The sequence below is a fragment of the Nordella sp. HKS 07 genome (genome assembly GCF_011046735.1).
Taxonomy (GTDB): Bacteria; Pseudomonadota; Alphaproteobacteria; order Rhizobiales; family Aestuariivirgaceae; genus Taklimakanibacter.
Map to the genome: position 1 here is coordinate 5,021,478 of NZ_CP049258.1, position 20,667 is coordinate 5,042,144.

At 59.7% G+C, this 20,667-nt stretch carries 19 protein-coding genes; 12 read left to right on the forward strand and 7 right to left on the reverse strand.

The genetic code is table 11. From position 1 onward, the window contains the following. Window positions 1-555: 555 nt before the first annotated feature. Entirely contained in the window at window positions 556-1,905 is a 1,350-nt protein-coding gene (locus G5V57_RS23585; protein ID WP_165169967.1) for an Nramp family divalent metal transporter, read from the forward strand. Between the two features lie 38 nt (window positions 1,906-1,943). Here the strand turns inward: G5V57_RS23585 and G5V57_RS23590 are convergent, their stop codons facing one another. Continuing rightward, the gene (locus G5V57_RS23590; protein WP_165169968.1) at window positions 1,944-2,828 is read right to left on the reverse strand and encodes a LysR family transcriptional regulator; all 885 of its coding nucleotides are present in this window, start codon (window positions 2,826-2,828) and stop codon (window positions 1,944-1,946) included. A gap of 136 nt (window positions 2,829-2,964) precedes the next feature. On the opposite strand from G5V57_RS23590, the gene G5V57_RS23595 reads away from it, so the two are divergent. The 5 genes from G5V57_RS23595 (at window position 2,965) to G5V57_RS23615 (ending at window position 7,706) form a co-directional block, all read left to right on the forward strand. Then, window positions 2,965-4,011, forward strand: coding sequence for an ABC transporter substrate-binding protein (locus tag G5V57_RS23595; RefSeq protein WP_165169969.1), 1,047 nt, complete (start codon window positions 2,965-2,967; stop codon window positions 4,009-4,011). Between the two features lie 152 nt (window positions 4,012-4,163). After that, window positions 4,164-5,006, forward strand: a complete 843-nt coding sequence (locus tag G5V57_RS23600) for an ABC transporter permease (protein ID WP_165169970.1) — start codon at window positions 4,164-4,166, stop codon at window positions 5,004-5,006. Between the two features lie 41 nt (window positions 5,007-5,047). Continuing rightward, window positions 5,048-5,911: an ABC transporter permease gene (locus G5V57_RS23605; RefSeq protein ID WP_165169971.1), complete on the forward strand. Its 864-nt coding sequence runs from the start codon at window positions 5,048-5,050 to the stop codon at window positions 5,909-5,911. 73 nt (window positions 5,912-5,984) lie between these two features. Continuing rightward, window positions 5,985-6,725 carry an ABC transporter ATP-binding protein gene (locus G5V57_RS23610; RefSeq protein ID WP_246737338.1) on the forward strand — a complete coding sequence of 247 codons (741 nt, stop codon included), beginning with the start codon at window positions 5,985-5,987 and terminating at the stop codon, window positions 6,723-6,725. 39 nt (window positions 6,726-6,764) lie between these two features. Then, window positions 6,765-7,706 (forward strand): amidohydrolase family protein, encoded by a 942-nt coding sequence (locus G5V57_RS23615; RefSeq protein WP_165169973.1) that lies wholly within the window; start codon window positions 6,765-6,767, stop codon window positions 7,704-7,706. A gap of 254 nt (window positions 7,707-7,960) precedes the next feature. Here G5V57_RS23615 and G5V57_RS23620 read toward each other — a convergent pair whose 3' ends face one another. After that, the gene (locus G5V57_RS23620) at window positions 7,961-9,196 is read right to left on the reverse strand and encodes a hypothetical protein (RefSeq protein ID WP_165169974.1); all 1,236 of its coding nucleotides are present in this window, start codon (window positions 9,194-9,196) and stop codon (window positions 7,961-7,963) included. A 483-nt stretch (window positions 9,197-9,679) separates the two neighbouring features. Continuing rightward, a complete protein-coding gene (locus G5V57_RS23625; protein ID WP_165169975.1) occupies window positions 9,680-10,375 on the reverse strand; it encodes a DJ-1/PfpI family protein in 696 nt (231 codons plus the stop codon). 149 nt (window positions 10,376-10,524) lie between these two features. Here G5V57_RS23625 and guaA point away from each other — a divergent pair, with 149 nt between their 5' ends. The 5 genes from guaA (at window position 10,525) to G5V57_RS23645 (ending at window position 17,542) form a co-directional block, all read left to right on the forward strand. Beyond that, window positions 10,525-12,072, forward strand: coding sequence for a glutamine-hydrolyzing GMP synthase (gene guaA / locus G5V57_RS23630; protein WP_165169976.1), 1,548 nt, complete (start codon window positions 10,525-10,527; stop codon window positions 12,070-12,072). Between the two features lie 80 nt (window positions 12,073-12,152). Further along, complete coding sequence (locus tag G5V57_RS23635; RefSeq protein ID WP_165169977.1) at window positions 12,153-13,781, forward strand: ABC-F family ATP-binding cassette domain-containing protein; 1,629 nt, start codon at window positions 12,153-12,155, stop codon at window positions 13,779-13,781. Window positions 13,782-14,423: 642 nt separating this feature from the next. Then, on the forward strand, window positions 14,424-15,506 hold the full coding sequence (locus tag G5V57_RS34530; protein WP_246737339.1) for an ATP-dependent endonuclease: 1,083 nt from the start codon (window positions 14,424-14,426) through the stop codon (window positions 15,504-15,506). Further along, the gene (locus G5V57_RS34535; RefSeq protein ID WP_371744598.1) at window positions 15,472-16,134 is read left to right on the forward strand and encodes a TOPRIM nucleotidyl transferase/hydrolase domain-containing protein; all 663 of its coding nucleotides are present in this window, start codon (window positions 15,472-15,474) and stop codon (window positions 16,132-16,134) included. The genes G5V57_RS34530 and G5V57_RS34535 overlap by 35 nt, the downstream gene beginning before the upstream one ends. Then, window positions 16,124-17,542 (forward strand): UvrD-helicase domain-containing protein, encoded by a 1,419-nt coding sequence (locus G5V57_RS23645; protein WP_165169978.1) that lies wholly within the window; start codon window positions 16,124-16,126, stop codon window positions 17,540-17,542. Before G5V57_RS34535 ends, G5V57_RS23645 begins: the two co-directional genes overlap by 11 nt. Before the next feature lie 145 nt (window positions 17,543-17,687). Here the strand turns inward: G5V57_RS23645 and G5V57_RS34915 are convergent, their stop codons facing one another. Genes G5V57_RS34915 through G5V57_RS23655 form a run of 4 tightly spaced genes read right to left on the reverse strand, consistent with a single transcriptional unit; the run spans window position 17,688 to window position 19,482 of the window. After that, a complete protein-coding gene (locus G5V57_RS34915; RefSeq protein WP_256378597.1) occupies window positions 17,688-17,903 on the reverse strand; it encodes a BsuBI/PstI family type II restriction endonuclease in 216 nt (71 codons plus the stop codon). After that, window positions 17,903-18,199 carry a BsuBI/PstI family type II restriction endonuclease gene (locus G5V57_RS34920; RefSeq protein WP_256378598.1) on the reverse strand — a complete coding sequence of 99 codons (297 nt, stop codon included), beginning with the start codon at window positions 18,197-18,199 and terminating at the stop codon, window positions 17,903-17,905. Before G5V57_RS34920 ends, G5V57_RS34915 begins: the two co-directional genes overlap by 1 nt. After that, the gene (locus G5V57_RS34540; RefSeq protein WP_246737341.1) at window positions 18,093-18,827 is read right to left on the reverse strand and encodes a BsuBI/PstI family type II restriction endonuclease; all 735 of its coding nucleotides are present in this window, start codon (window positions 18,825-18,827) and stop codon (window positions 18,093-18,095) included. Before G5V57_RS34540 ends, G5V57_RS34920 begins: the two co-directional genes overlap by 107 nt. A 49-nt stretch (window positions 18,828-18,876) precedes the next feature. Continuing rightward, window positions 18,877-19,482, reverse strand: a complete 606-nt coding sequence (locus tag G5V57_RS23655) for a TetR/AcrR family transcriptional regulator (protein ID WP_165169979.1) — start codon at window positions 19,480-19,482, stop codon at window positions 18,877-18,879. Between the two features lie 101 nt (window positions 19,483-19,583). On the opposite strand from G5V57_RS23655, the gene G5V57_RS23660 reads away from it, so the two are divergent. Then, window positions 19,584-20,621 carry a saccharopine dehydrogenase NADP-binding domain-containing protein gene (locus G5V57_RS23660; RefSeq protein WP_165169980.1) on the forward strand — a complete coding sequence of 346 codons (1,038 nt, stop codon included), beginning with the start codon at window positions 19,584-19,586 and terminating at the stop codon, window positions 20,619-20,621. Window positions 20,622-20,667: the final 46 nt, after the last annotated feature.

The following is a 20,667-nucleotide window of genomic DNA, read 5'->3' on the forward strand; positions in this document are numbered from 1 at the left end:
TTCCGGCAACTGCTTCTCCTGGCGCGGAGCTGTCTTGGCCATATCGATGTGAACTCCGGGATCACTTAATCCCTTGTTTGTATTCTCAACTTCACGCAATCCGGCCGCATTCAATGTCCGGCCATGGATGATCTGTACATTCGCCGGCCGTGATGGAGTCCCGGGCGATTGACGCGCTGCTCCATCGCCTGCAAGCGCGGGCTTGCCGTTGCGATTACCTTCATCCTTCTTGTTCCACACGCGCAGCAAAGCTTGCACGATTTCATGGATTATTCGGAGGCAGAGAACCATTCGATTGATCCTATCGGAGTTCGGATAGAGGAGCCTGTTCGGTCGGACTCAAGAGTTGAAGTCCGAACGCAACTCCTCAACTTGATATTTCCCAAATCCTGCCGTTAGGCCCACGATGTCAAGCGCCTGAGCGATGAGATTGCTTTCCTGCGGGCGCCTGAGCGTATGCGGCAAATTTCGGCACGGCCGGACGATGCCAGAACGCGTCTCCGATGACGTAGGTTAGCCCCTTGTAAGAAATTTAGCTTATGCTAAATCTACTGTATGCATGATCATACGACCGCTATCGACCGGTTAATGGGATGGCGCCGCGACCGCGGCGAGGCGTCGCTCAGCGATGTCCACCGCAGCATTCCGGTGCGCGCCGACGCCTCCATGTGGCGGCGCGCCATGGCCTTTGTCGGCCCGGGCTATCTCGTTTCCGTGGGGTATATGGATCCCGGCAACTGGGCCACCTCGATCGCCGGCGGCGCGCAGTTCGGCTATACGCTGCTCGTCATCGCGCTGATGTCCAACATCATGGCGATCATCCTGCAGTCGCTGTGCGCCCGGCTCGCCATTGCCTCGGGCCGCGACCTGGCACAGGCCTGCCGCGACGCCTTCCCCAAGCCCGTCGCCTGGATCTTATGGCTCTTCGCCGAAATCGCCATCATCGCCACCGACATCGCCGAAGTGGTGGGCACGGCCATCGGCCTCAATCTGCTCTTCGGCATTCCGCTCGAGATCGGCGTCATCATTACCGCACTCGACGTGTTCCTGATCCTCTATCTGCAGAAGCTCGGCTTCCGCTGGGTCGAGGCCTTCATCATCTGCCTCCTCGGCGTGATCGCGGTGTGCTTCGGGGTGCAGATCGCCATGGCGGACCCGGAATGGGGCGCCGTCATCAAGGGCTTCGCGCCGACGACCGAGATCATCACCAACCCCACCATGCTCTATCTGGCGCTCGGCATCATCGGCGCCACCGTGATGCCGCATAATCTCTATCTCCATTCGGGCGTGGTGCAGACGCGCGCCTATGGCCGCTCCGACAAGGAGAAGCGCGAGGCGCTCACTTTCGCCACCATCGACTCGACCGTGGCGCTCATGTTCGCGCTGCTCGTCAACGCTTCGATCCTGATCCTGGCGGCGGCGACCTTCTACAAGACGGGCAATGCGCAGATTGCCGATCTGGGCGATGCCCATGCGATGCTGGCGCCGCTGCTCGGCTCCATGCTGGCGCCCAAGCTCTTCGCTATCGCGCTCTTATGCTGCGGCCTCAATTCGACGGTGACGGCGACGCTCGCCGGCCAGATCGTCATGGAAGGCTTCCTGCGCATCCGGCTGCCGGCCTGGGCCAGGCGTCTCATCACCCGCATGTTCGCCATCATCCCGGCGGCGGGCGTGACCATCTATTATGGCGAGAGCGGGACGGGGACGCTGCTGATCCTGAGCCAGGTCATTCTCGCCTTCCAATTGCCCTTCGCCATCGTGCCCCTGGTGATGTTCACCCGCGACCGCGCCAAGATGGGCGCCCTGGTGGCGCCGACCTGGCTGACCGTCGTCTCCGCCGCTATCGCCGCCATCATCATCGGCCTCAATATCAAGATGCTCTACGATCTGGGCTTCGGCGGGTAGGATCACGGCCGGGACTTCACTATCACTCCAGTCCGGCTTCACAGTTGCCCGACGACACTCCTCGCCACATCCTCGGCCGTGTTCTGCGCCAACGTCGTTTTGGTCCAAGGGACGACGGAATAGAGAATTAATGGCGGGGGTTCCGGTCTGCTGGGCACAATGCGAAGGACGCCCAATCTCAACTCATTCTCAAACAGGCGCCGTGGCACATACGCCACGCCAAGCCCTTCCTGTGCCAGGTGGGCGGCCACTTTAGCTGTGTTGCAGATGGTCGCGTGGCGGACGCGCATATCATTCCAGGATAGCAATGTGAGACCGGAGCCGCGAAGCTGCCATTCGTGAGACGTGGCGATTATCGGCACGTCCAGAACGTTGTTGGGCGTCAACGAGGACGGTAGCGCGGCCATTCGTGGGCTCGCCACCCAGACAAACGAGACGTGCTCAAGTTCCTTGAGCCTGAACCGTGTCGTCGAAAGCTCGCATGGCGCAAAGGCCATATCCAAGGCTGATCGATGTAACTTCTCCTCCAGGATATACGACAGTGCGACTTCGACTTCGATTTGCACCTGAGGATGGCGGGTCTTCATCTGTGTCAAGAATTCAGGCAGCCAGGTTAGCGCGACCGTCTCGATGACACCGAGGCGGATGTATCCTGAAACGACTTCAACATCCCTTCCGGGAGATTCCGTCAGGCGGTTCATGGCCCTGATCACGTCTTCGACCAGCGGCAGGAGGGCGGCCCCCTCCGGAGTGAGGTGCACGGTTCGTTGAGATCTATCGAAAAGCCTTACCTTAAGTTGTGTTTCGAGCTCCTGGATCCGCATTGAGACTGCCGAGGGCGTTGCATGCAGGCGTGCAGCCGCTTTCGCCAAGCTGCCGAGTCGGGCAGCCCAATAGAACGTTTCGAGCTGTTTGTGGTTCACACGGATCCATCCCTTCAAAATTTTTGATGATTTAACCCGATCGAGAATTTGATTTTATTGAGGTAAGGGTTGCGGCACAATCCGGGAATTGGCGACGCTGAACGATTGCTCGGCAGAGCCATCCAGGGAGGAAAAGATGAGCCGTTTGAACCAGATACTGTCGACCAATCTTGGCCGCAGAGGGTTTCTATGCCGGTGCTGCGGTTGGGCCGCCGCCGCCGCGATTCCATCGTCATTCTACATGGGGACGGCCCAGGCGGCGTCCGGCCCTGTGATCAAGGCGACGCATGGGACCGGATTATGCAATCTTGGCCTGTTCCTCGTGAAAGAGCAGAACCTCGGCGAAGCCGAAGGATTTCAGCTGCAGTTTGTGAACACCGCGGCAATTGCCGACATAACGACTATGTTTGGCTCGGGGCAGGTCGATGCTTCGATGCTCCCCTATACTAACTTCCTTGCCCTCAGAGAGCGCGGCGTTCCCGTGAAAATCATCGCCGGGGGCGGTGTCGAAGGGTTGATGATCCTGAGCCAGCCCGAGCTCAAGACGGCGGCTGACCTCAAGGGAAAGTCATTCGGTACCTTCCAGGCCGACACGCTGGAGGTCATGCCGTATGACTGGCTGAAAAAGCACGGGCTCTCCTTCAGCGACGTCGAGATCCGTTACTTCGGGACCGCGCCGGAACTGGCCCAGGCGTTTGTCGCGGGCAGCATCGATGCGATATGCCACCATGAGCCGTACATAACCCAGGCTTTGGCGGGGCGTCCTGGCGCGAACTCGTTGTCCGACGGATTCGACGTTTATGGCCCCGGCTATACGGATTGCGTGCTCGCGGCGCATGAAGGCTTCATTGAAGAGAATCGTACTGCATTGAAGGGACTGGTAAAGGCGTTGATGATCGCGCAGAAATTCTCCGAGGACGATCGCGAGGCGGCCATCAAGTCGACCGTTGGCAAGTACTTTAAAACTGATCTTGCCGTCGCCCTGGACGCGTCAAAAAAACAGCCGAACGTGGTAGACCAGCGCGACAAGACAGGTTTCTTGATCGAGCGGTCTCAGTCCCTGACCGAGTTGGGCTATCTGCGTGGCCCATCCAACGAGGCCGCGTTTGATTGGAGCCTTTTGCAGGAGGTGGTCGCGGAGAACAGCGATCTTCACAATTCTCTCCAGCGCAAATCTGCCTAGTGGGCCTTGGAGCGCCGGGCGTTCCAATGGAATCGCCTCGGCGCTCTATCTCTTTGATTTTGCGCATCGGCTTTTCCGAGAACCGCACGCATGGTCGGGTCAGGCCCGACCACAAGCTTCTCGGGCCGATGCTCTGGAGGCGATCATATTCCATGGCTGAACGGCGCACCGAAACCCGACTTGTGAATGTCGGATGGTACCTCGCATCTCTGTCACTGCTTGTCCTTGCGTGGGAAGCTGCGTGGTACTTCGGTCTGATTACGTCCGCCGTGCTGCCGCCGCCTCATGTGTTCCTGGGCGAGTTCCCTCAGCAAGTCGCAAACTTCCAGACGGCGGAGATGGTCGGCGTGCAGGCCTCAAGCGCTTACCTGGCTTTGGCGCTGACCGTTCTTGCGACCATCTCCCGCGTTCTGGCCGGGCTGGCGCTGGGTTTCGTGCTCGGCGTTCTGGTCGGTGGCGCAATTCACTACTGGTCTGCTCTAGGCAAGTTGCTGCAGCCGATGATCACTCTGCTGGCGCCCATATCCCCGATAGCCTGGTTGCCAATTGCCGTCGGAACGTTCGGGATCGGCAACGGGCCGGCAATATTCCTCGTGTTCGTTACCGTCTTTTTCATCATCGTCGTTTCGACCGTGGCGGATCTTGATGGCGTCAAGCCGCAATATGTTCAGGTTGCGAGGGTGATGGGGGCGAGCAAGTTCCAGCTTTATCGGCGCGTGTTATTTCCTGCCATACTTCCCGGGCTGTTCCTGACCATCCGTCTGAACATGTTTGCGGCCTGGATGATGGTCCTGGTTGCCGAAGCCGCAGGTGTCGGTTCCGGTATTGGCATGGTGACAAACCTCGCACGCAATACCGCGAATTCTTCTCTGGTCTTCATTTGCATAATGATAATCGGGGTCGTGGCACTGATTTTCGATCTGATACTGAAGGAGATACAGACGAAGACTCTCTATTGGATGCCGAGCGACCGCGCTGAATTGGTCGGCAACTAATGCGCGTCGGGGGACTCGTGGCAAAGCAGGTCGTTGACTAGATGGGGAAGCTTGAGTTGGCAGGTAAGCGCCGGTTAACGGCACAAAAAGAATCCGCAGGTATCTTGGTATCCGCCGGATGGTGGGGCTTGTCGATCGGTTTGTTCGCGGCAATCTGGGAGTTGGCGTGGGCGACCGGATTGGCCAACCCCCTCGTGCTGCCTCCGCCCCATGTCTTCCTGAGCGGTATCTCGTATCAGGCGAAATTCTTCGACCCCAGTATGAGAATGGGCAACCCCACAGGCCTGCAGGTTGCAAGCTCGTTCGTGCTGACGGTAACTTATACTCTGCTCCGTGTCATTGCAGGGCTTGCTGTCGCCTTCGCAATGAGCATGTTGGTGGGCGTGCTGATACGCTATTTTCGCATTTTCGGAAGACTCACATTCCCGATCATCAACACGCTGGCTCCGATATCGCCGATCGCGTGGTTGCCGATAGCAATATTCGCTTTCGGCGTCGGCAATGTCGCCGCCGTCTTCCTGGTCGTCATTACCCTGTTCTTCATCATGACGATTGCGACCGTCAACCAGATAGACAGGGTCGGCCAAACGCCGATCAACGTAGCGAGAACGATGGGAGCGAGCAGATTTCAGATATTCACGAACGTGATTGTGCCGAGCATATTGCCGTCACTTTTCACAGTCCTTCGCCTCAATGTATTTGCAGCCTGGATGATTGTTCTCATTGCCGAGCTCATTGGTATTGGCAACGGCCTCGGTCAGGTCATCATGATTTCCAGAAATACGTTCAACGCAGAACTAACCATTCTGGCCATGGCTGTCGTTGGTGTTGTCGGATACGCCCTTGATGCGGTGCTGCGTGTCGTCCAGCGCAAATGTCTCTACTGGAACTCAACTAACGTATAAGGGCGTCAGAAGAATGCAAAACAAGGATAGGGTAGCCCGGGTTCGTTGCAGGGACGTCCAGAAGGTCTGGGGCATGGACAGCGACAAACCACTGGTCACTCTCGAGGATATCAATCTTGAGGTGTTTCCTGGCGAGTTCCTTGTGTTTCTCGGCCCCAGCGGCTGTGGGAAGAGCACGTTGCTGTACCTGATCGCGGGTCTTCAGGAAATATCCGGGGGAAGCATCGAATATGAGGGCGCCCCCGTAACCGGGCCGTCAAGTGATCGGAGCCTGATCTTTCAGGAGACGTCGCTTTATCCGTGGCTTTCTATCATCGACAACGTGGCCTTCGGGCTTGCTCTGCGCGGGATGCCATTGGGCGAGCGACACAACCTGGCGACTGAATATCTCAAGAAGGTTGGCCTGGGTCAGTTCTTGCACAAACGACCGGACGAATTGTCCGGCGGTATGAGGCAGAGAGCCGCGGTCGCGCGTGCCCTTACGATGCAGCCAAAGCTTCTCATGATGGATGAGCCATTTGCGGCCCTTGATATCCAAACCCGCAGCAAACTGCAGGACTTCCTGATCCAGATCTGGCGAGAAAGCGGTGCGTCGATTCTGTTTGTGACGCATCACATCGATGAGGCCGTCGCGCTTGCAGACAGGGTGGTTGTTTTTACGGCCCGTCCGGGACGGATAAAGAGCATCGTTCCGATCGATCTTCCGAGGCCGCGCGATCCTCACGATCCCGAGTTTCACCGATTGCGCGATCTGCTCTCAGACCAGTTGAGAGATGAAGTGGACAACGCGTTCCTGCAGCAGCAGACCGCGTAGTCACCTCGCCCGAATCCAAGTCATTAAAGGAAAAAGAGCATGTCCGATCTACTGAAAGTAGATATGCATATTCATGTCTATCCCAACGTCGAAACGGGCGTTCGGGAAAAGGCCTATGAGGTCTGGGAGTATGGCCGCTTGGACGGTGTGCGATACAGCGAATGCACCGGCACCCACGCCGAGATCTCCGACAGCATGTGCCGTGCGGGCTTCAGCAAGGCCGTGTTGCTTATTTACTTCAAGGGAGAAAGCAGGCTCCGGGAACTGGAGGAAAACCAGCGTCGCGAGGGTCGGGAGATCGACGAACCGGAAATCGCGCGGTTGAAAGGCGTGGTCGAACAGGAACTTGTTGAGCTCAATCGTTGGGGTTGTTCAATCGCGAAAAGTGATGAGAGGATCAGCACCTTCATCACAATAGACGTCGGTATCCAGTCCCCGGAAGGTGCGGCGGAAATGGTGGTTGAACTCGCCCGAAGGGAAGGCGCAAAAGGCCTCAAGCTCCACAGCGCCCTGCAGGGCTTTTCAATGTCCGACCGACGTCTGTGGCCCGTATATACGGTTTGCCAGGAGATGGGGCTCCCGGTACTTGGCCATGCGGGGCCGGACAAGGGCGGCAAGGGGCTGTCCGATCCAAATGCATTCGCCGAAATGCTCGGCGCTTTTCCAAAGCTGAAGGTGGTTGTTGCTCACATGGGGGGAGCCGCGTGGCGCCAGACACTGGACATAGCACGCAAGTATGAGAACGCGGTTTTTGATTGTTCGGAAATCATTCACTGGACCGGGGCTCCGAACGCGCCGTCGGATTACGAACTGGCCAGGCTGATCAAGGACGTGGGACCGGAACGTGTGATGTTGGGATCTGACTTTCCCTGGTACGATCTGGACACCACTATTGAGCGTTTCTTTGCGCTGCCTGTGCTATCCGATGACGAGAAGATGGCGATTGCGGGCGCAAACGCGGTGAGAATCCTGCGCCTCTGAAGAATCGCGAGATAGTTCGATCCGGGCGGATACATCACGGTCTTGGATGGTTGGTGAGGATTTCTATCCTCACCGGAGGCGGCTGGTCAGGCGGCGCGATCGCGGAGAACGCGTCGCCAGTGGGCTGGCCCAAAACGTGATGGCTTTGGAGCGAGTCGCGATCACGCTTTATCGTCTTGTTTGCGCATGATCTTCTCGGAAAACCGCTTCGCATGGTCGGGTCATGCCCGACCACAAGCTTTCCGGATCATGCTCTAATAGCGGAAGCCACGCCACCAGACGCCGAAGAAGACTTGCAAGCTGTTGTCACTCGTCGGTTCGTCGCCGACGAAGGCGTCGGTGAAGTCGATATAGGTGGCCCCCACGCCGAGCGACACCAGGGTCACGGGAGTCCAATAGAGTCCCCCACCAACGCCCAACGCCTCGCCTGCATCTTGATAGTCCTCAATGCCGACGCCGAGCTCGATGCGGGTCGTGTCAGTAAGGTCGGCGAGGATGCCTGCACTTCCCAGCCAAAAACTGTCTCCGGCATCAAGCGGGGCGAGATTGTTGGCATAGACCGCGGTCCCTTCGCCGACAACCGCCGCGCCATATACCTGGAAGCCTTTTATCGGGGTAATCGAGACACCGCCGCCAATTGACCACTCGTCGGGACCGTCGGTATCCGCCTGCCACAGGCCCCCGAGCTGGGCGGTAAATTCGTCGGTGGAATATAAGATATATCCCGGAATAGACGGTATGTCGTTGCGGGGATTATCGCCCGTGTCATAGTCCGGATCTTCCGCCGCCAGGGCGAAGGACCAGGCCCCTGATGTATAGGTCAGCCGCATCTGTTCGTTATAGGCATCGGACGGTCCGAAAGAGCGCACCGGGCCCGTGGCGGCCAGCCAGTCCCAGCTCGTCAGCAATGTCGCGGTGGTGTCTTCTTGACCGGCGAGCAACTGCCAGTCGGGCAGGAACTTCCACCAGCCATAGGCCCTCTGCATCGCGGGGCCTTCGTCAAAGTCCGTGTCGTCGCCGCCGCCCGTGGCCTGCAGGCGAAAGAAGCCGCCGACCTCGCCGACCGGCGTTTCGGTCTTGCCGGTGACGACAAGGCGGGCGCGGACAGCGACGTCCAGATTGTCACCGTCCTCGAAATCCGAATACAGCAGGGCCGTGCGGGCTTCGGCCGTTACGAAGACCTCTGATGTGGGTGCGACATCCGCGGTGGGCGCGACGGAGAACGTGTAGCCCAGCTCTGGCGGAATCACATCGGCGCGTCTTTCAGGGCGTGAATACTCAAAACCCTCAAAATAGGTCTGACCGTCGCTGATGGACAACAGGCTGTAGCCCGCCGGAACCGAAGCCTGCGGCTGCGCCTCGAGTCGCGTGATGCGCGATTGCAGCGCTTCGATCTCAGTTTTCAGGGAGCTCAACTCGTCAGCGGAAGCCACCGCGGTGGCACCCAGCAGAGCTACGCTTCCCAACAGGATGCGAGACAACCCCTTCATGCTCCCCTCCGAGCTCGAACATCGTATATCGGAGCGTGCCGGGACGCAAGCATCGGTTGAGCAAGTGAAACCGTTAATCGGAGGTAAAGCAGGTGATCCATCCGGCGCCGCAAGGGGGACGGAATTTGGTACTCGCCCAATATTCCCTTCTCCCGCTTGCGGGAGAAGGTGCCCGATAGGGCGGATGAGGGTGTTGGTTCAGCTCGCTACTCTCTTCAAGAGAACAATATGACAGAGCTTCGACACGTCCCACGCTTGTGGTTGTAAACAGGCTGAGAGAACACCCTCATCCGGCCTTCGGCCACCCGGCCCGGCCTCCGCTTGCGCTCCGGCGCTCGATGCTCAAAAAGGTCCACTGGACCTTTTTGCCGGCTTCGCCGTCGCCTCTCGCCCCGCAAGCGGGAGAAGGGGAAACTAAGTAAGGCCTTGTGTACTGCAACGAATTTCCCCGGACATCCCTGCCGCCTGCGGGAAAGGGCGGAGCTATGACACCGCCGCTCCCGTCGACGAGCGCAGCCGCCGCGCGATGATCTCTTCCCGCTCGGCGCGCATCTTCGCCATGCGCTGTTTCGCTGTGGCGACGATATCGGCGCCCGCTCTTTGCGGCGTGCCGGCATCGAAAGGCGGCTCTGGCGCATATTCGAGCTCGAGCTGGATGGTCTCGGCTTCCTTCCTGCCGTAGAGCTCCGCCACGATGGCGAGGCCGAAATCGATCCCTGAGGTGACGCCGCCCGCCGTGATGAACTTGCCGTCCTTTACGACGCGGCCCTCTGTCGCCTTGGCGCCCAAAGGCGAGAGCAGGTCAAACGCGTTCCAATGCGTTGTCGCCTTGCGGCCCTCGAGGAGGCCGGCGGCGCCGAGGACGAGCGCGCCGGTGCACACCGAGGTGACGAAGCGGGCGCCTGCCGCCTGCGTGCGGATGAAATCCAGGACCGCCGCATCCTCGAGCAGCGCATTGATGCCGCCGCCGCCCGGAATGCACAGGACGCCAAGTGGCGGACAATCGGCGAGCGTCGCTGTCGGCGTCACCGGCAGGCCGCTCGATGAGGCGACGGGCGTCAGGTCCTTCCAGACGAGATCGACGCGCGCGTCCGGCACCGATGTGAAGACCTCATAGGGGCCGACGAGATCGAGCAGCTGGACGCCGGGGAAAACGAGAATGCCGAAATGCGGCGTCATAGAACATCTCCATGCCTAACCTCGCCAGAATAACAGATCGGGCTTCGCCAGGATATCGCGACCGCTTCCTTATCGACCGAAAACGCCAGGTTTTTCAAGGGTTTTGCGACACCCTTGCGGACTCGGGGCCGATACCTTAAGCGCTCGCCATGACAGACCGTATTCTCATCATCGATTTCGGCTCGCAGGTCACCCAGCTCATCGCCAGGAGGGTGCGCGAGGCCGGTGTCTACTCGGAAATCGTTCCTTTCCAGTCGGCCGAAAAGGCGCTCGACTGGCCGGGTCTCAAGGGCATCATCCTCTCCGGCGGCCCCGCCAGCGTGACCGAGGGCGAGAGCCCCAGGGCGCCCGAGCGCGTCTTCAAGCTCGGCCTGCCGGTGCTCGGCATCTGCTATGGCGAGCAGGTCATGTGCGCGCAGCTCGGCGGCAAGGTCGAGGGCTCCGACCATCGCGAATTCGGCCGCGCCTTCCTTAAAGTCACGAGCGGCAACCCGCTTTTCGACGACGTCTGGTCGGAAGGCGAAAGCCACCAGGTGTGGATGAGCCACGGCGACCGCGTCACCGGCCTTCCGCCGGGCTTCCGCGTGGTCGGCACTTCGGACGGCGCCCCCTTCGCGGCCATTGCCGATGAGAAGCGGCAGTTCTACGCGGTGCAGTTCCACCCCGAAGTGGTGCACACGCCGGACGGCGCCAGGCTCTATCGCAATTTCGTCATCGACATCTGCGGCTGCCGCGGCAACTGGTCGATGGCCTCCTTCAAGGACGAGGCGATCCAGCGCATCAAGAAGAAGGTGGGCTTCGAGCGGGTGATCTGCGGCCTGTCGGGCGGCGTCGATTCCGCCGTGACCGCGGTTCTGATCCACGAGGCGATCGGCGACCAGCTGACCTGCATCTTTGTCGATCACGGCCTGATGCGCGCCGGCGAAGCGGACCAGGTGGTGAAGCTGTTCCGTGAGGCCTACAATATTCCGCTCGTCCATGTGGACGCCTCCAGGACGTTCCTGGGCGCGCTGGACGGCGTGACCGACCCCGAAGTGAAGCGCAAGACGATCGGCAGGCTCTTCATCGAGGTGTTCGAGGCGGAAGCCAAGAAGATCGGCGGCGCCGCCTTCCTGGCGCAAGGGACCCTTTATCCCGATGTGATCGAGAGCGTCTCCTTCACCGGCGGCCCGTCGGTGACGATCAAGTCGCATCACAATGTCGGCGGCCTGCCCGAGCGCATGAACATGAAGCTGGTCGAGCCGTTGCGCGAATTGTTCAAGGACGAGGTCCGCGTCCTCGGCCGCGAGCTCGGCCTGCCGGAGCATTTCGTTGGCCGCCATCCTTTCCCGGGCCCCGGCCTCGCCATCCGCATTCCGGGCGCCATCACCAGGGACAAGCTCGACATCCTGAGGAAAGCCGACGTCGTCTATCTGGACGAAATCCGCAAGGCCGGCCTCTATGACGCGATCTGGCAGGCTTTCGCGGTCCTGCTGCCGGTCCAGACCGTCGGCGTGATGGGCGACGGCCGGACCTATGATTTCGTCTGCGCGCTGCGCGCCGTCACCTCGACCGACGGCATGACCGCCGATTACTATCATTTCGACCACGATTTCCTCGCCCGCACCGCGACCCGCATCATCAACGAGGTCCGGGGCATCAACCGAGTGGTCTACGACATCACGTCGAAACCGCCCGGGACGATCGAGTGGGAGTGAGAGGACAAACACCCGCAACACTTTGACGGCACAAATTTCGGCAAGAGGCGTTTCAGCCTCTTTCAGCCAGCATGGACATCATGATTCGTCTCGACAACATCAGCAAGCAGCACGGCCATCAGATTCTGTTCATCGACGCCTCGATGGGCATCCAGAAGGGGGAGAAGGTGGGGCTCGTCGGGCCCAACGGCGCCGGCAAGTCGACGCTTTTCCGGATGATCACCGGCGAGGACCGGCCCGATGACGGGCTGGTGACGATCGATCCCGGCATGACGATCGGTTATTTCAGTCAGGATGTCGGCGAGATGTCGGGCCAGAGCGCGGTCAGGGCGGTGATGGATGGTGTCGGGCCGGTGAGCGCGCTGGTCGCTGAAATGTCTGAGCTCGAGGCCGCGATGGTCGGCCCCGATCAGGCGGACGACATGGAAGCGCTCGTCGAGCGTTATGGCGAGGTGCAGCACCGTTTCGAGGAGCTCGATGGTTATGCGCTCGACGCCAGGGCGCGCGAGGTGCTGGCCGGCCTGAGCTTCAGCCAGGAACGCATGGACGGCGATGTCGGCCTGCTCTCCGGCGGCTGGAAGATGCGCGTGGCGCTCGCCCGCATCCTGCTGATGCGGCCCGACGGCATGTTGCTGGACGAGCCGAGCAACCATCTCGACCTCGAAAGCCTGATCTGGCTGGAGGACTTCCTCAAGAATTACGACGGCGCGTTGTTGATGACGTCGCATGACCGCGCCTTCATGAACCGCATCATCGGCAAGGTCGTGGAGATCGACGGCGGCTCGCTCACCACCTATTCGGGCGATCTCGATTTCTACGATCAGCAGCGCCTCTTGAGCGAGAAGCAGCGCCAGGCGCAGTTCGAGCGCCAGCAGGCGATGCTCGCCAAGGAGATCAAGTTCATCGAGCGCTTCAAGGCGCGGGCCTCGCACGCGGCACAGGTCCAGAGCCGGGTGAAGAAGCTGGACAAGATCGAACGCGTGGAGCCGCCCCGGCGCCGCCAGGCCGTCCAGTTTGAATTCCGTAGCCCCCCGCGCTCGGGCGATGACGTGGCGAGCTTCAAGAATGTTCACAAGGGTTATGGCAGCCAGCCGATCTATACGGGGCTCGATTTCCAGGTGCGCCGCAGGGAACGCTGGTGCGTGCTGGGCGCCAATGGCGCGGGTAAATCCACGCTTCTGAAGCTGGCGGCGGGTGCGACCGGGCCGGACGAGGGCACGGTCAGCGTCGGCGCCAATGTCAGGATGGGCTATTTCGCGCAGCACTCCATGGATCTGCTGGACGGTGACGATACGGTCTTCGAGTCGCTGGACCAGTCGTTCCCGCATGCGGGGCAGGGGGCGCTGCGCACGCTGGCCGGCTGTTTCGGCTTCTCGGGCGATGATGTCGAGAAGCCCTGCCGGGTGCTGTCCGGCGGCGAGAAGGCGCGTCTGGTCATGGCCAAGATGCTGTTCGACCCGCCGAACTTCCTGGTTCTCGACGAACCGACGAACCATCTGGACATGGCGACGAAGGAGATGCTGGTCCAGGCGCTGGCGGAATTCGAGGGCACCATGCTGTTCGTGTCGCATGACCGCCACTTCCTGGCCGCGCTCTCGAACCGGGTGCTGGAACTGACACCCGACGGCGTTCATCAGTATGGCGGCGGCTACACCGAATATGTGGCCCGCACGGGCCAGGAGGCGCCGGGGCTGCATCCGGGCGGGTAAAGCATGATCCGGAAAAGTGCGATGCCGTTTTCCGGAGATAACATCCGCAAACAAGAAAATAAAGGGCGACGGCGACTCTTCTTAGGGCCATCACGCTTTCCTGTTACCGTCCAGACCCTCGGCGTCATGGGCGAAGGCCGCAGGGTCTGCGCGTTTAGAGCCGTACCTCGATCGCCTGCATATTCGCCGACTACTATCGTCTCCACCACGACTTCCTCGCTTGTACTGCCAGCCGTATCATCCAAAAGGTAAGGGTATCAACGGGGCGGTTTCGACATCACGTCGAAACCGCCGGGGACGATCGAGTGGGAGAATGAGGGGACAGCGCGACCTATTGGACCCAACGCTCGCGAAGGGCGCATTCATCCGTTCCTGATACACTGTTCCTGCCTCAACGCTTTGAAATCAAGCCTATAAAGTGCCTTCCGTACGTAGCCTTAGCAGCTGACGATCAGCATAGTTTAGCACCGTCAGCCGGCATTCAGATCCTATCGGACGATGCTAAGTCCGCGTGTAGTTCGCCTTGGCGGACCGATGCCGGTACCTCCCAGCCAGATCGCAGATTGTGGATGCATGACTGGTTTCAATGGTGTCATGCGGCGAACAGCGGTAAGAGTATTACAACTAAGTCGGGGGAGCAGGTTGGCGCGTGTCCGTCACATCAGGATTGAGAATTTCCGGTCCATACAGTTGCTCGACTGGCATCCGTCGGCCGGGATCAACTGCCTGATCGGCCCTGGGGACTCCGGGAAGTCCTCTATCCTTGAGGCCATCGACTTATGCCTGGGCTCGCGTCGAACCGTCTCTCTAACCGATGCCGATTTCTACCTGTTGGATGTCGAACAGTCGATCTCGATCACAATCACTCTTGGAGAGCTTGACGACAGTTTGAAGAGCATGGAAGTATATGGCCTCTACCTTCGCGGGTACAAGGCGCAAACGCGTGCTATTGAGGATGAGCCGGAAGCCGCTGCGGAGACCGTCCTGACGATCAACATGACGGTGGGAAGCGACCTTGATCCTGTTTGGACACTCGTCTCCGCTCGTGCCGAAGCTCACGGACAAAGCCGATACCTGACATGGAGCGATCGGGCGCGTCTTTCTCCAAACCGTATCGGCGCATTAGCCGATCACAACCTTGCCTGGCGACGGGGTTCGGTTCTTAATCGTCTTTCTAATGAGCGGGCGGACACCTCGGCCGCCTTGGCGAAAGCGGCTCGCGACGCGCGCGTCACATTCGGCGACGCCGCTGATATACAACTCGGCGAGACGCTTCAGATTGTTACGGACACCGCAACTGCTCTTGGAATTCCGACGGGCGGAAAGCCGAAAGCGATGTTGGATGCGCACTCGGTGTCATTCAGCGGCGGCACTATCGCACTTCATAGTGCCGACGGAGTACCGCTACGTGCTCTGGGTGTCGGCTCAACCCGCCTGCTGCTGGCTGGCCTCCAACGAAAGGCAGCCTCAGAGGCGACCGTAATTCTGATTGATGAACTGGAATATGGGCTAGAGCCTCATCGAGTCATCCGTTTGCTTGGTTCACTGGGAGCGAAAGAGACGCCCGCTCCGCTGCAGGCCTTCATCACCACCCATTCACCGATCGCGTTGAGGGAATTGCGTGGCGATCAACTGTTTGTGGTGAGGAAACAAGTTAGCGCGCATTATGTGACCGTCGTCGGATCGGTGGATGACGTCCAGGGGGACCATTCGGCTTCATCCTGAAGCATTCCTCGCTCCTTCCGTCATTGTCTGCGAAGGAGCAAGCGAGGTCGGCTTGCTCCGCGGGCTAGATCTATATTGGGACGAATTGGGGCACGGCTCGATTAACGCCCGTGGGGTTAGTCTCGTGGACGCTAAAGGTGTGTCTAAGATCTATGGGCGAGCGAGGCCATTCGTAGCGCTCGACTATCGTGTCGCGGTCTTGAGAGATGATGATGCCAAGCCTAACGCGGCCGAGGAAGATATGTTTGTTGGAGCAGGTTGTGCGGTGTTCGCATGGCAGGCCGGACGGGCACTCGAAGACGAATTGTTCAACAGCCTACCCGATGACGCGGTTCACGCCTTGTTGGAGAAAGCCGTCGAATGGTGTGGTGATGTTATGGTGGATGCGCAGTTAAGTACAGCAAGCGGTAATACGCTCGACCTTGCTGCCTGCCGGGGAATGGTAACCGCGGCGACACGCACTGCGATGGCGACGGCGTCAAAGTCAAAGCAGAACCCATGGTTCAAATCGGTAACGGCTTATGAGGAGGTCGGGCGAACTATCGTTGGGCCGAGTCTTCAACATGCGGACCCGAACCTGCGCTCGATCGTCCGACGCCTTAGGCTCTGGCTGACCAGTGTCGGTTGAAATCGATCTATTAGGTGTTGAGCGGGGGGCGATCACGGCCCCGGCGGGCTGCGGTAAGACGCATCTGATTGCCGACGCGTTGTCGCGTCACGAAGGTACCAAGCCGGTGTTGGTACTTACGCATACAAATGCTGGGGTCGCTGCTCTCCGCACAAAGCTTAATCGTGCCTCCGTGCCGGCAAGTCGATATCGTTTAGCGACCATCGACGGGTGGGCGATCCGCCTAGTGAACATATTCCCTGCAAGGTCCGGCATCAATCCGGCCGTCCTGCAATTGAGGAATCGCAACCGAGATTATCCTGCCATCCGTGACGCGGCGTTTCAACTGGTGAGTGGTGGCCACATCAACGATATTCTGGCCGCGACTTACGATCGGCTCTTTGTCGATGAGTATCAGGATTGCTCCATCCGGCAACACGCCATCGTCGCCGCTGCATCTTGGGCTTTGCGGACTGTAGTGCTTGGTGATCCGATGCAAGCGATCTTCGGTTTTGGTGACGATCCTTTGCCTGATTGGAGTGCTCAGGTTTGTCAACATTTCCAGGTCGTAGCCCAACTCCAGATACCCCAGCGGTGGGTGCGCGTCGGCGAAGAGGCGTTCGGCCGCTGGCTTTTGCGACAGCGGGAACATTTGCTGCATGGCGAAGCGCTCGACCTTGGTGCTGTGCCGCCGAACGTGAATTGGGTTAGGCTCGCCGGCGACGGCGGGGATCACGCCGTGCGCGTTGCGGTCGGCCGTGTAGCTATCGATGAAAATGAGAAGGCGCTAATTCTAGCCGATACGCGACCTGCCGCGCAGCGCGATTTCGCTCGGCAGATTCCTGGAGCGGTCACTGTGGAGAACGTCGATTTGACTGACCTCGTTGATTTCGGAGACCGATTTAATCTGCAATCGCCAGAAGTCTTGCGTCATTTGGTAGAGTTCGCCGGGAGCGTCATGACTAATGTTGGCGCTCCTGACATGTTGGCGCGTATTGACTCTTTGCGTAACGGTCGCGCTCGCCGAGAAGCGTCGGATGCTGAGACTGCCGCAATCGACTTCGTTAAAAATCCCCGTTACCCAGCAGCCCTGGCGCTCCTGGAGGCCATCGCGCGGCAACCAGGGGTGCGCGCCCATCGCCCGGCGATCTTACGTGGCGCCTACGACATGTTCAAGGCGTGTGCTGGCTCACCCGATATGATGCCCGCCGAAGCGGCGAGCATCGTGCGTGAACAGTCGAGGCTTATTGGAAGGCCGCTGGCGAAACGAACGGTTGGCAGCACGTTGTTGCTCAAGGGGTTAGAAGCAGAAATCTGTGTCATCTTGAATCCAGAACTTATGGATCGACGGCATTTGTATGTCGCGATGACGCGCGGTTCGAAAAAGTTGGTAATCTGCTCACAAGATCAAGTGCTGCGGCCGCGCTGAAGCGTAGATCTGAAGCGGCCGCTCGAAGCTATGCTTAAGCCTCCTGCTCCGCACAGTTATCAATAATCTACCAATCCCGAGATTGAAGCGCATCTACGCATCACAAGCTTGTTGTCTAATATGCAGGTGACCGACTCAAGTTGCATCACAATGACGTTATGCCTCTTGGCAAGCTAGCGAGGTGGGATACGTCCGCTGTCCCGTCGTGCAGTACGAGAAGCTGCTTCGGCTCTGATACGAACCATGCAAAAGAGCCCCACGCAAGTTGCGCAACAGTCTTTTTGAAACCAGCGGATTGGCGATCTTGATAGGCTGTGAGGAATGCGATTTGTTTCCGGTCGAAATCGGCGGCATCTGTCATCAAGTAAATGGCCTCACGCGGCGATCGGTAATGGCGCCGTCGGTTGCAACTACTTCGACGAATAGGATTAGTGGCTCCTTATCGCCAAGATCGGCAAGGATTAGATCCGGGAGGTTCTTGTCTGCTTCGATCCTGAGCCCAGTTGCGCTTGCTATGGCATCACCGCGGATGACAACTTTGTTGCCGCTCTCACTCAACCAAAGCACCACTGCTAAGAAACCTCTTTGCGAATACTTCGATAACGGCTTGTGTGATGATAGAACTCGGACCCGGCGCGAGTAGCCTAGTTTCACCATTCGGAAAGGTGACGCGGATTCCAGCCACGTTGGCAGCTGCTCCCTCTCGCATAATAGTTACCCGCGCCAATGCGCCATTGCTGAGATGCGTCTCCTGGAAAGTGGCTATCGCCGTCTCCAACGCCGCACCATCGAGTGCCGGATCGAAGAGCGTTGCGAAATCGCGCTTCAGCGCGTAGCGCGGCTCGCTTGATGTCGTTGGCAAATCTTCGCGTCGTATAACTGCTCCAATTGCCACTAAGCCGTCCCGCAACGTCTCGTCGCGAATAGGCTCACGGGTGTTGTCGGCATACCAACGTGTTCCGGCGGAGATGCCATTCCTGCGTATCACAGCAGTCGCGTAATTTTCACGGTCGATATTATCTGCTAAAGCGGCTTGCTCGTGTGTCATACGATAAACGTGCACCGGCCCGAGGAAACGACCGCAATCCTCAACAGCGCCAATGTAGATCGCGGCGAACTCGGCGCGCAGATGGTGACCCCGCCGCCCGATGCATAATCCGTCGTCCCTATCCGTTTCCACCCGGGCTGCTGGAAAGCGCGATTCCCGTTCTATTCGTTGAGAGATCTTGGACCGGACTGCGCTCGGACGAACCACGTCGTTCCTGCCGGCGCGTGAACGCTTCACGAGAGCAGGCCTTGCTTGTGCGACGGGCGCAGATCGGCATATCAGCATTTCAGCGTCGGCCGACGGACGCCACTGAGATTAAGGCATCTGCAGCGCGCTGAAGCATGAGCGTAGCTTCGCCGGAATCGAAAATCGGGGTGCTGACAAATGCGCCATTGATGAGCACGGCGAGCTGCCCGCCCAACTCTTGGGGAGCGGGAACCGCCAGGGCCTCGGCGATGACCGTCAGCCGCCGACGCAGCTCTCGCTTGTGGGCAGTGGCAACTTTGCGCGCCGGATGATCCGCTTCCGGAAATTCCGCGGCGACGTTGATCTGCGGGCAACCCCGATAACCCGGACGCCCGGCCCGGGCGCCGATCCATTCCATGTGGGCGGACAATTCACCCCTGGGATCGTTCGGATGGGCGGCCGCGACGCTCTCCCACTGAGACCAGAAGTCCGCATCCTCCCGTTGCAGGAACGCCGCGATCAGGTCGTCCTTCGTGCCGAAATGCCGGTAGAGGCTGGTCTTCGCGACACCAGCCTCCTTCACCACCAGGTCCACGCCGACGGCGCGTACCCCCTGCCTGTAGAAGAGGGTGGAGGCGGTCTCCAGGATCTTCTCCCGCACATCGATCGGATCGTGACGGACAGAAACAAGCGGGGCTTCGGGCATCTCAACATCTCCTCTGCGCATCCCATAGCTCAAAAATGCTTGACACGCTACAGACCTGTATGTAGGAAACAGACAGGTCTGTAGCAAAAGGAGGGACGGGGATGCCGCTGAATACCGAGAAAACCCTTGGAAAGAGGGTGGCCGTATATGGAGCCACCGGCCACACCGGACTTTTCGTCGTCGAGGAATTGCTGCGCCGCGGCTTCGTGCCGATCGCCATAGCGCGTAGTGAGGAGGCGCTTACATCGGCGCGGTTTTCCGACCCGAAAGTGATCCGCCGGCGCGCCACGGTGGACGATGCCGAAAGCCTGGACCGGGCGCTCGCGGGCGCGGCGGCGGTCATCAATTGCGCGGGTGCCTTCCTCGACACCGCAAGCGCGGTCGCCGCCGCCGCGATGCGCGCCGGCATCCACTATCTCGACGTCACTGCCGAGCAGCCCAACGCCCTGGCGACACTCGACGATTTCGATGCGCCCGCACGCAAGGCCGGCGTAGCTGTGATCCCCGCGATGGGTTTCTATGGCGGTTTCGCCGATCTGCTGGCGACGGTCGCCGTGGGCGAATGGGATGATGTCGATGGGATCGAGGTTTTGATTGGTCTCGACAGCTGGCATCCGCCGCGGGGAACCCGCCTCACCGGCGAGCGCAACACCGCCAGGCGCCTGGTCGTCGAGAACGGGCAACTGGTGCCGGTGAATCTCCCGCCGGCCGAGAAGGTCTGGAGCTTTGCCGAACCGGTCGGCCGGCAGGCGACGCTCGAAATCCCGTTTTCGGAAGTCATCCTGATCTCAAGTCACTTGAAGCCATCGAGCCTTCACACCCATCTCAGTGCCAACGCACTGCGCGACGTTCGCGATGCGGCGACTCCCGCTCCGGTCGTCGATGCGACGGGCCGCTCGACGCAACATTTTGTCGTCGAGGTGGTGGCGACTGCGGGCGGCAGGACTCGTCGCGTCATCGCCAAGGGGCGCGATATCTATGCCTTCTCGGCGCCGCTCATATGCGAAGTCGCCGAGCGTCTTCTCAGGCCCGATTTCGCTCATGCGGGCGCTCACGCCCCGGGTGCGATCCTCGATGCCCACGATGTGCTGAGCGCATTGCGGCCGGACCATCTGACATTCGAAGTCTTCAACGACTGAATATTCGCGAATGAAGACGAGGGGAGATAGACATGTTCGATAGCGA

Excerpts from the sequence above, each read along its gene's own strand:
- G5V57_RS23585 (WP_165169967.1), top strand. The coding sequence starts at position 556 with ATGCATGATCATACGACCGCTATCGACCGGTTAATGGGATGGCGCCGC.
- G5V57_RS23595 (WP_165169969.1), top strand. The coding sequence starts at position 2,965 with ATGAGCCGTTTGAACCAGATACTGTCGACCAATCTTGGCCGCAGAGGG.
- G5V57_RS23600 (WP_165169970.1), top strand. The coding sequence starts at position 4,164 with ATGGCTGAACGGCGCACCGAAACCCGACTTGTGAATGTCGGATGGTAC.
- G5V57_RS23605 (WP_165169971.1), top strand. The coding sequence starts at position 5,048 with ATGGGGAAGCTTGAGTTGGCAGGTAAGCGCCGGTTAACGGCACAAAAA.
- G5V57_RS23610 (WP_246737338.1), top strand. The coding sequence starts at position 5,985 with ATGGACAGCGACAAACCACTGGTCACTCTCGAGGATATCAATCTTGAG.
- G5V57_RS23615 (WP_165169973.1), top strand. The coding sequence starts at position 6,765 with ATGTCCGATCTACTGAAAGTAGATATGCATATTCATGTCTATCCCAAC.
- G5V57_RS23620 (WP_165169974.1), bottom strand. The coding sequence starts at position 9,196 with ATGAAGGGGTTGTCTCGCATCCTGTTGGGAAGCGTAGCTCTGCTGGGT.
- G5V57_RS23625 (WP_165169975.1), bottom strand. The coding sequence starts at position 10,375 with ATGACGCCGCATTTCGGCATTCTCGTTTTCCCCGGCGTCCAGCTGCTC.
- guaA (WP_165169976.1), top strand. The coding sequence starts at position 10,525 with ATGACAGACCGTATTCTCATCATCGATTTCGGCTCGCAGGTCACCCAG.
- G5V57_RS23635 (WP_165169977.1), top strand. The coding sequence starts at position 12,153 with ATGATTCGTCTCGACAACATCAGCAAGCAGCACGGCCATCAGATTCTG.
- G5V57_RS34535 (WP_371744598.1), top strand. The coding sequence starts at position 15,472 with ATGACGTCCAGGGGGACCATTCGGCTTCATCCTGAAGCATTCCTCGCT.
- G5V57_RS34915 (WP_256378597.1), bottom strand. The coding sequence starts at position 17,903 with ATGACAGATGCCGCCGATTTCGACCGGAAACAAATCGCATTCCTCACA.
- G5V57_RS34920 (WP_256378598.1), bottom strand. The coding sequence starts at position 18,199 with ATGGTGAAACTAGGCTACTCGCGCCGGGTCCGAGTTCTATCATCACAC.
- G5V57_RS23655 (WP_165169979.1), bottom strand. The coding sequence starts at position 19,482 with ATGCCCGAAGCCCCGCTTGTTTCTGTCCGTCACGATCCGATCGATGTG.
- G5V57_RS23660 (WP_165169980.1), top strand. The coding sequence starts at position 19,584 with ATGCCGCTGAATACCGAGAAAACCCTTGGAAAGAGGGTGGCCGTATAT.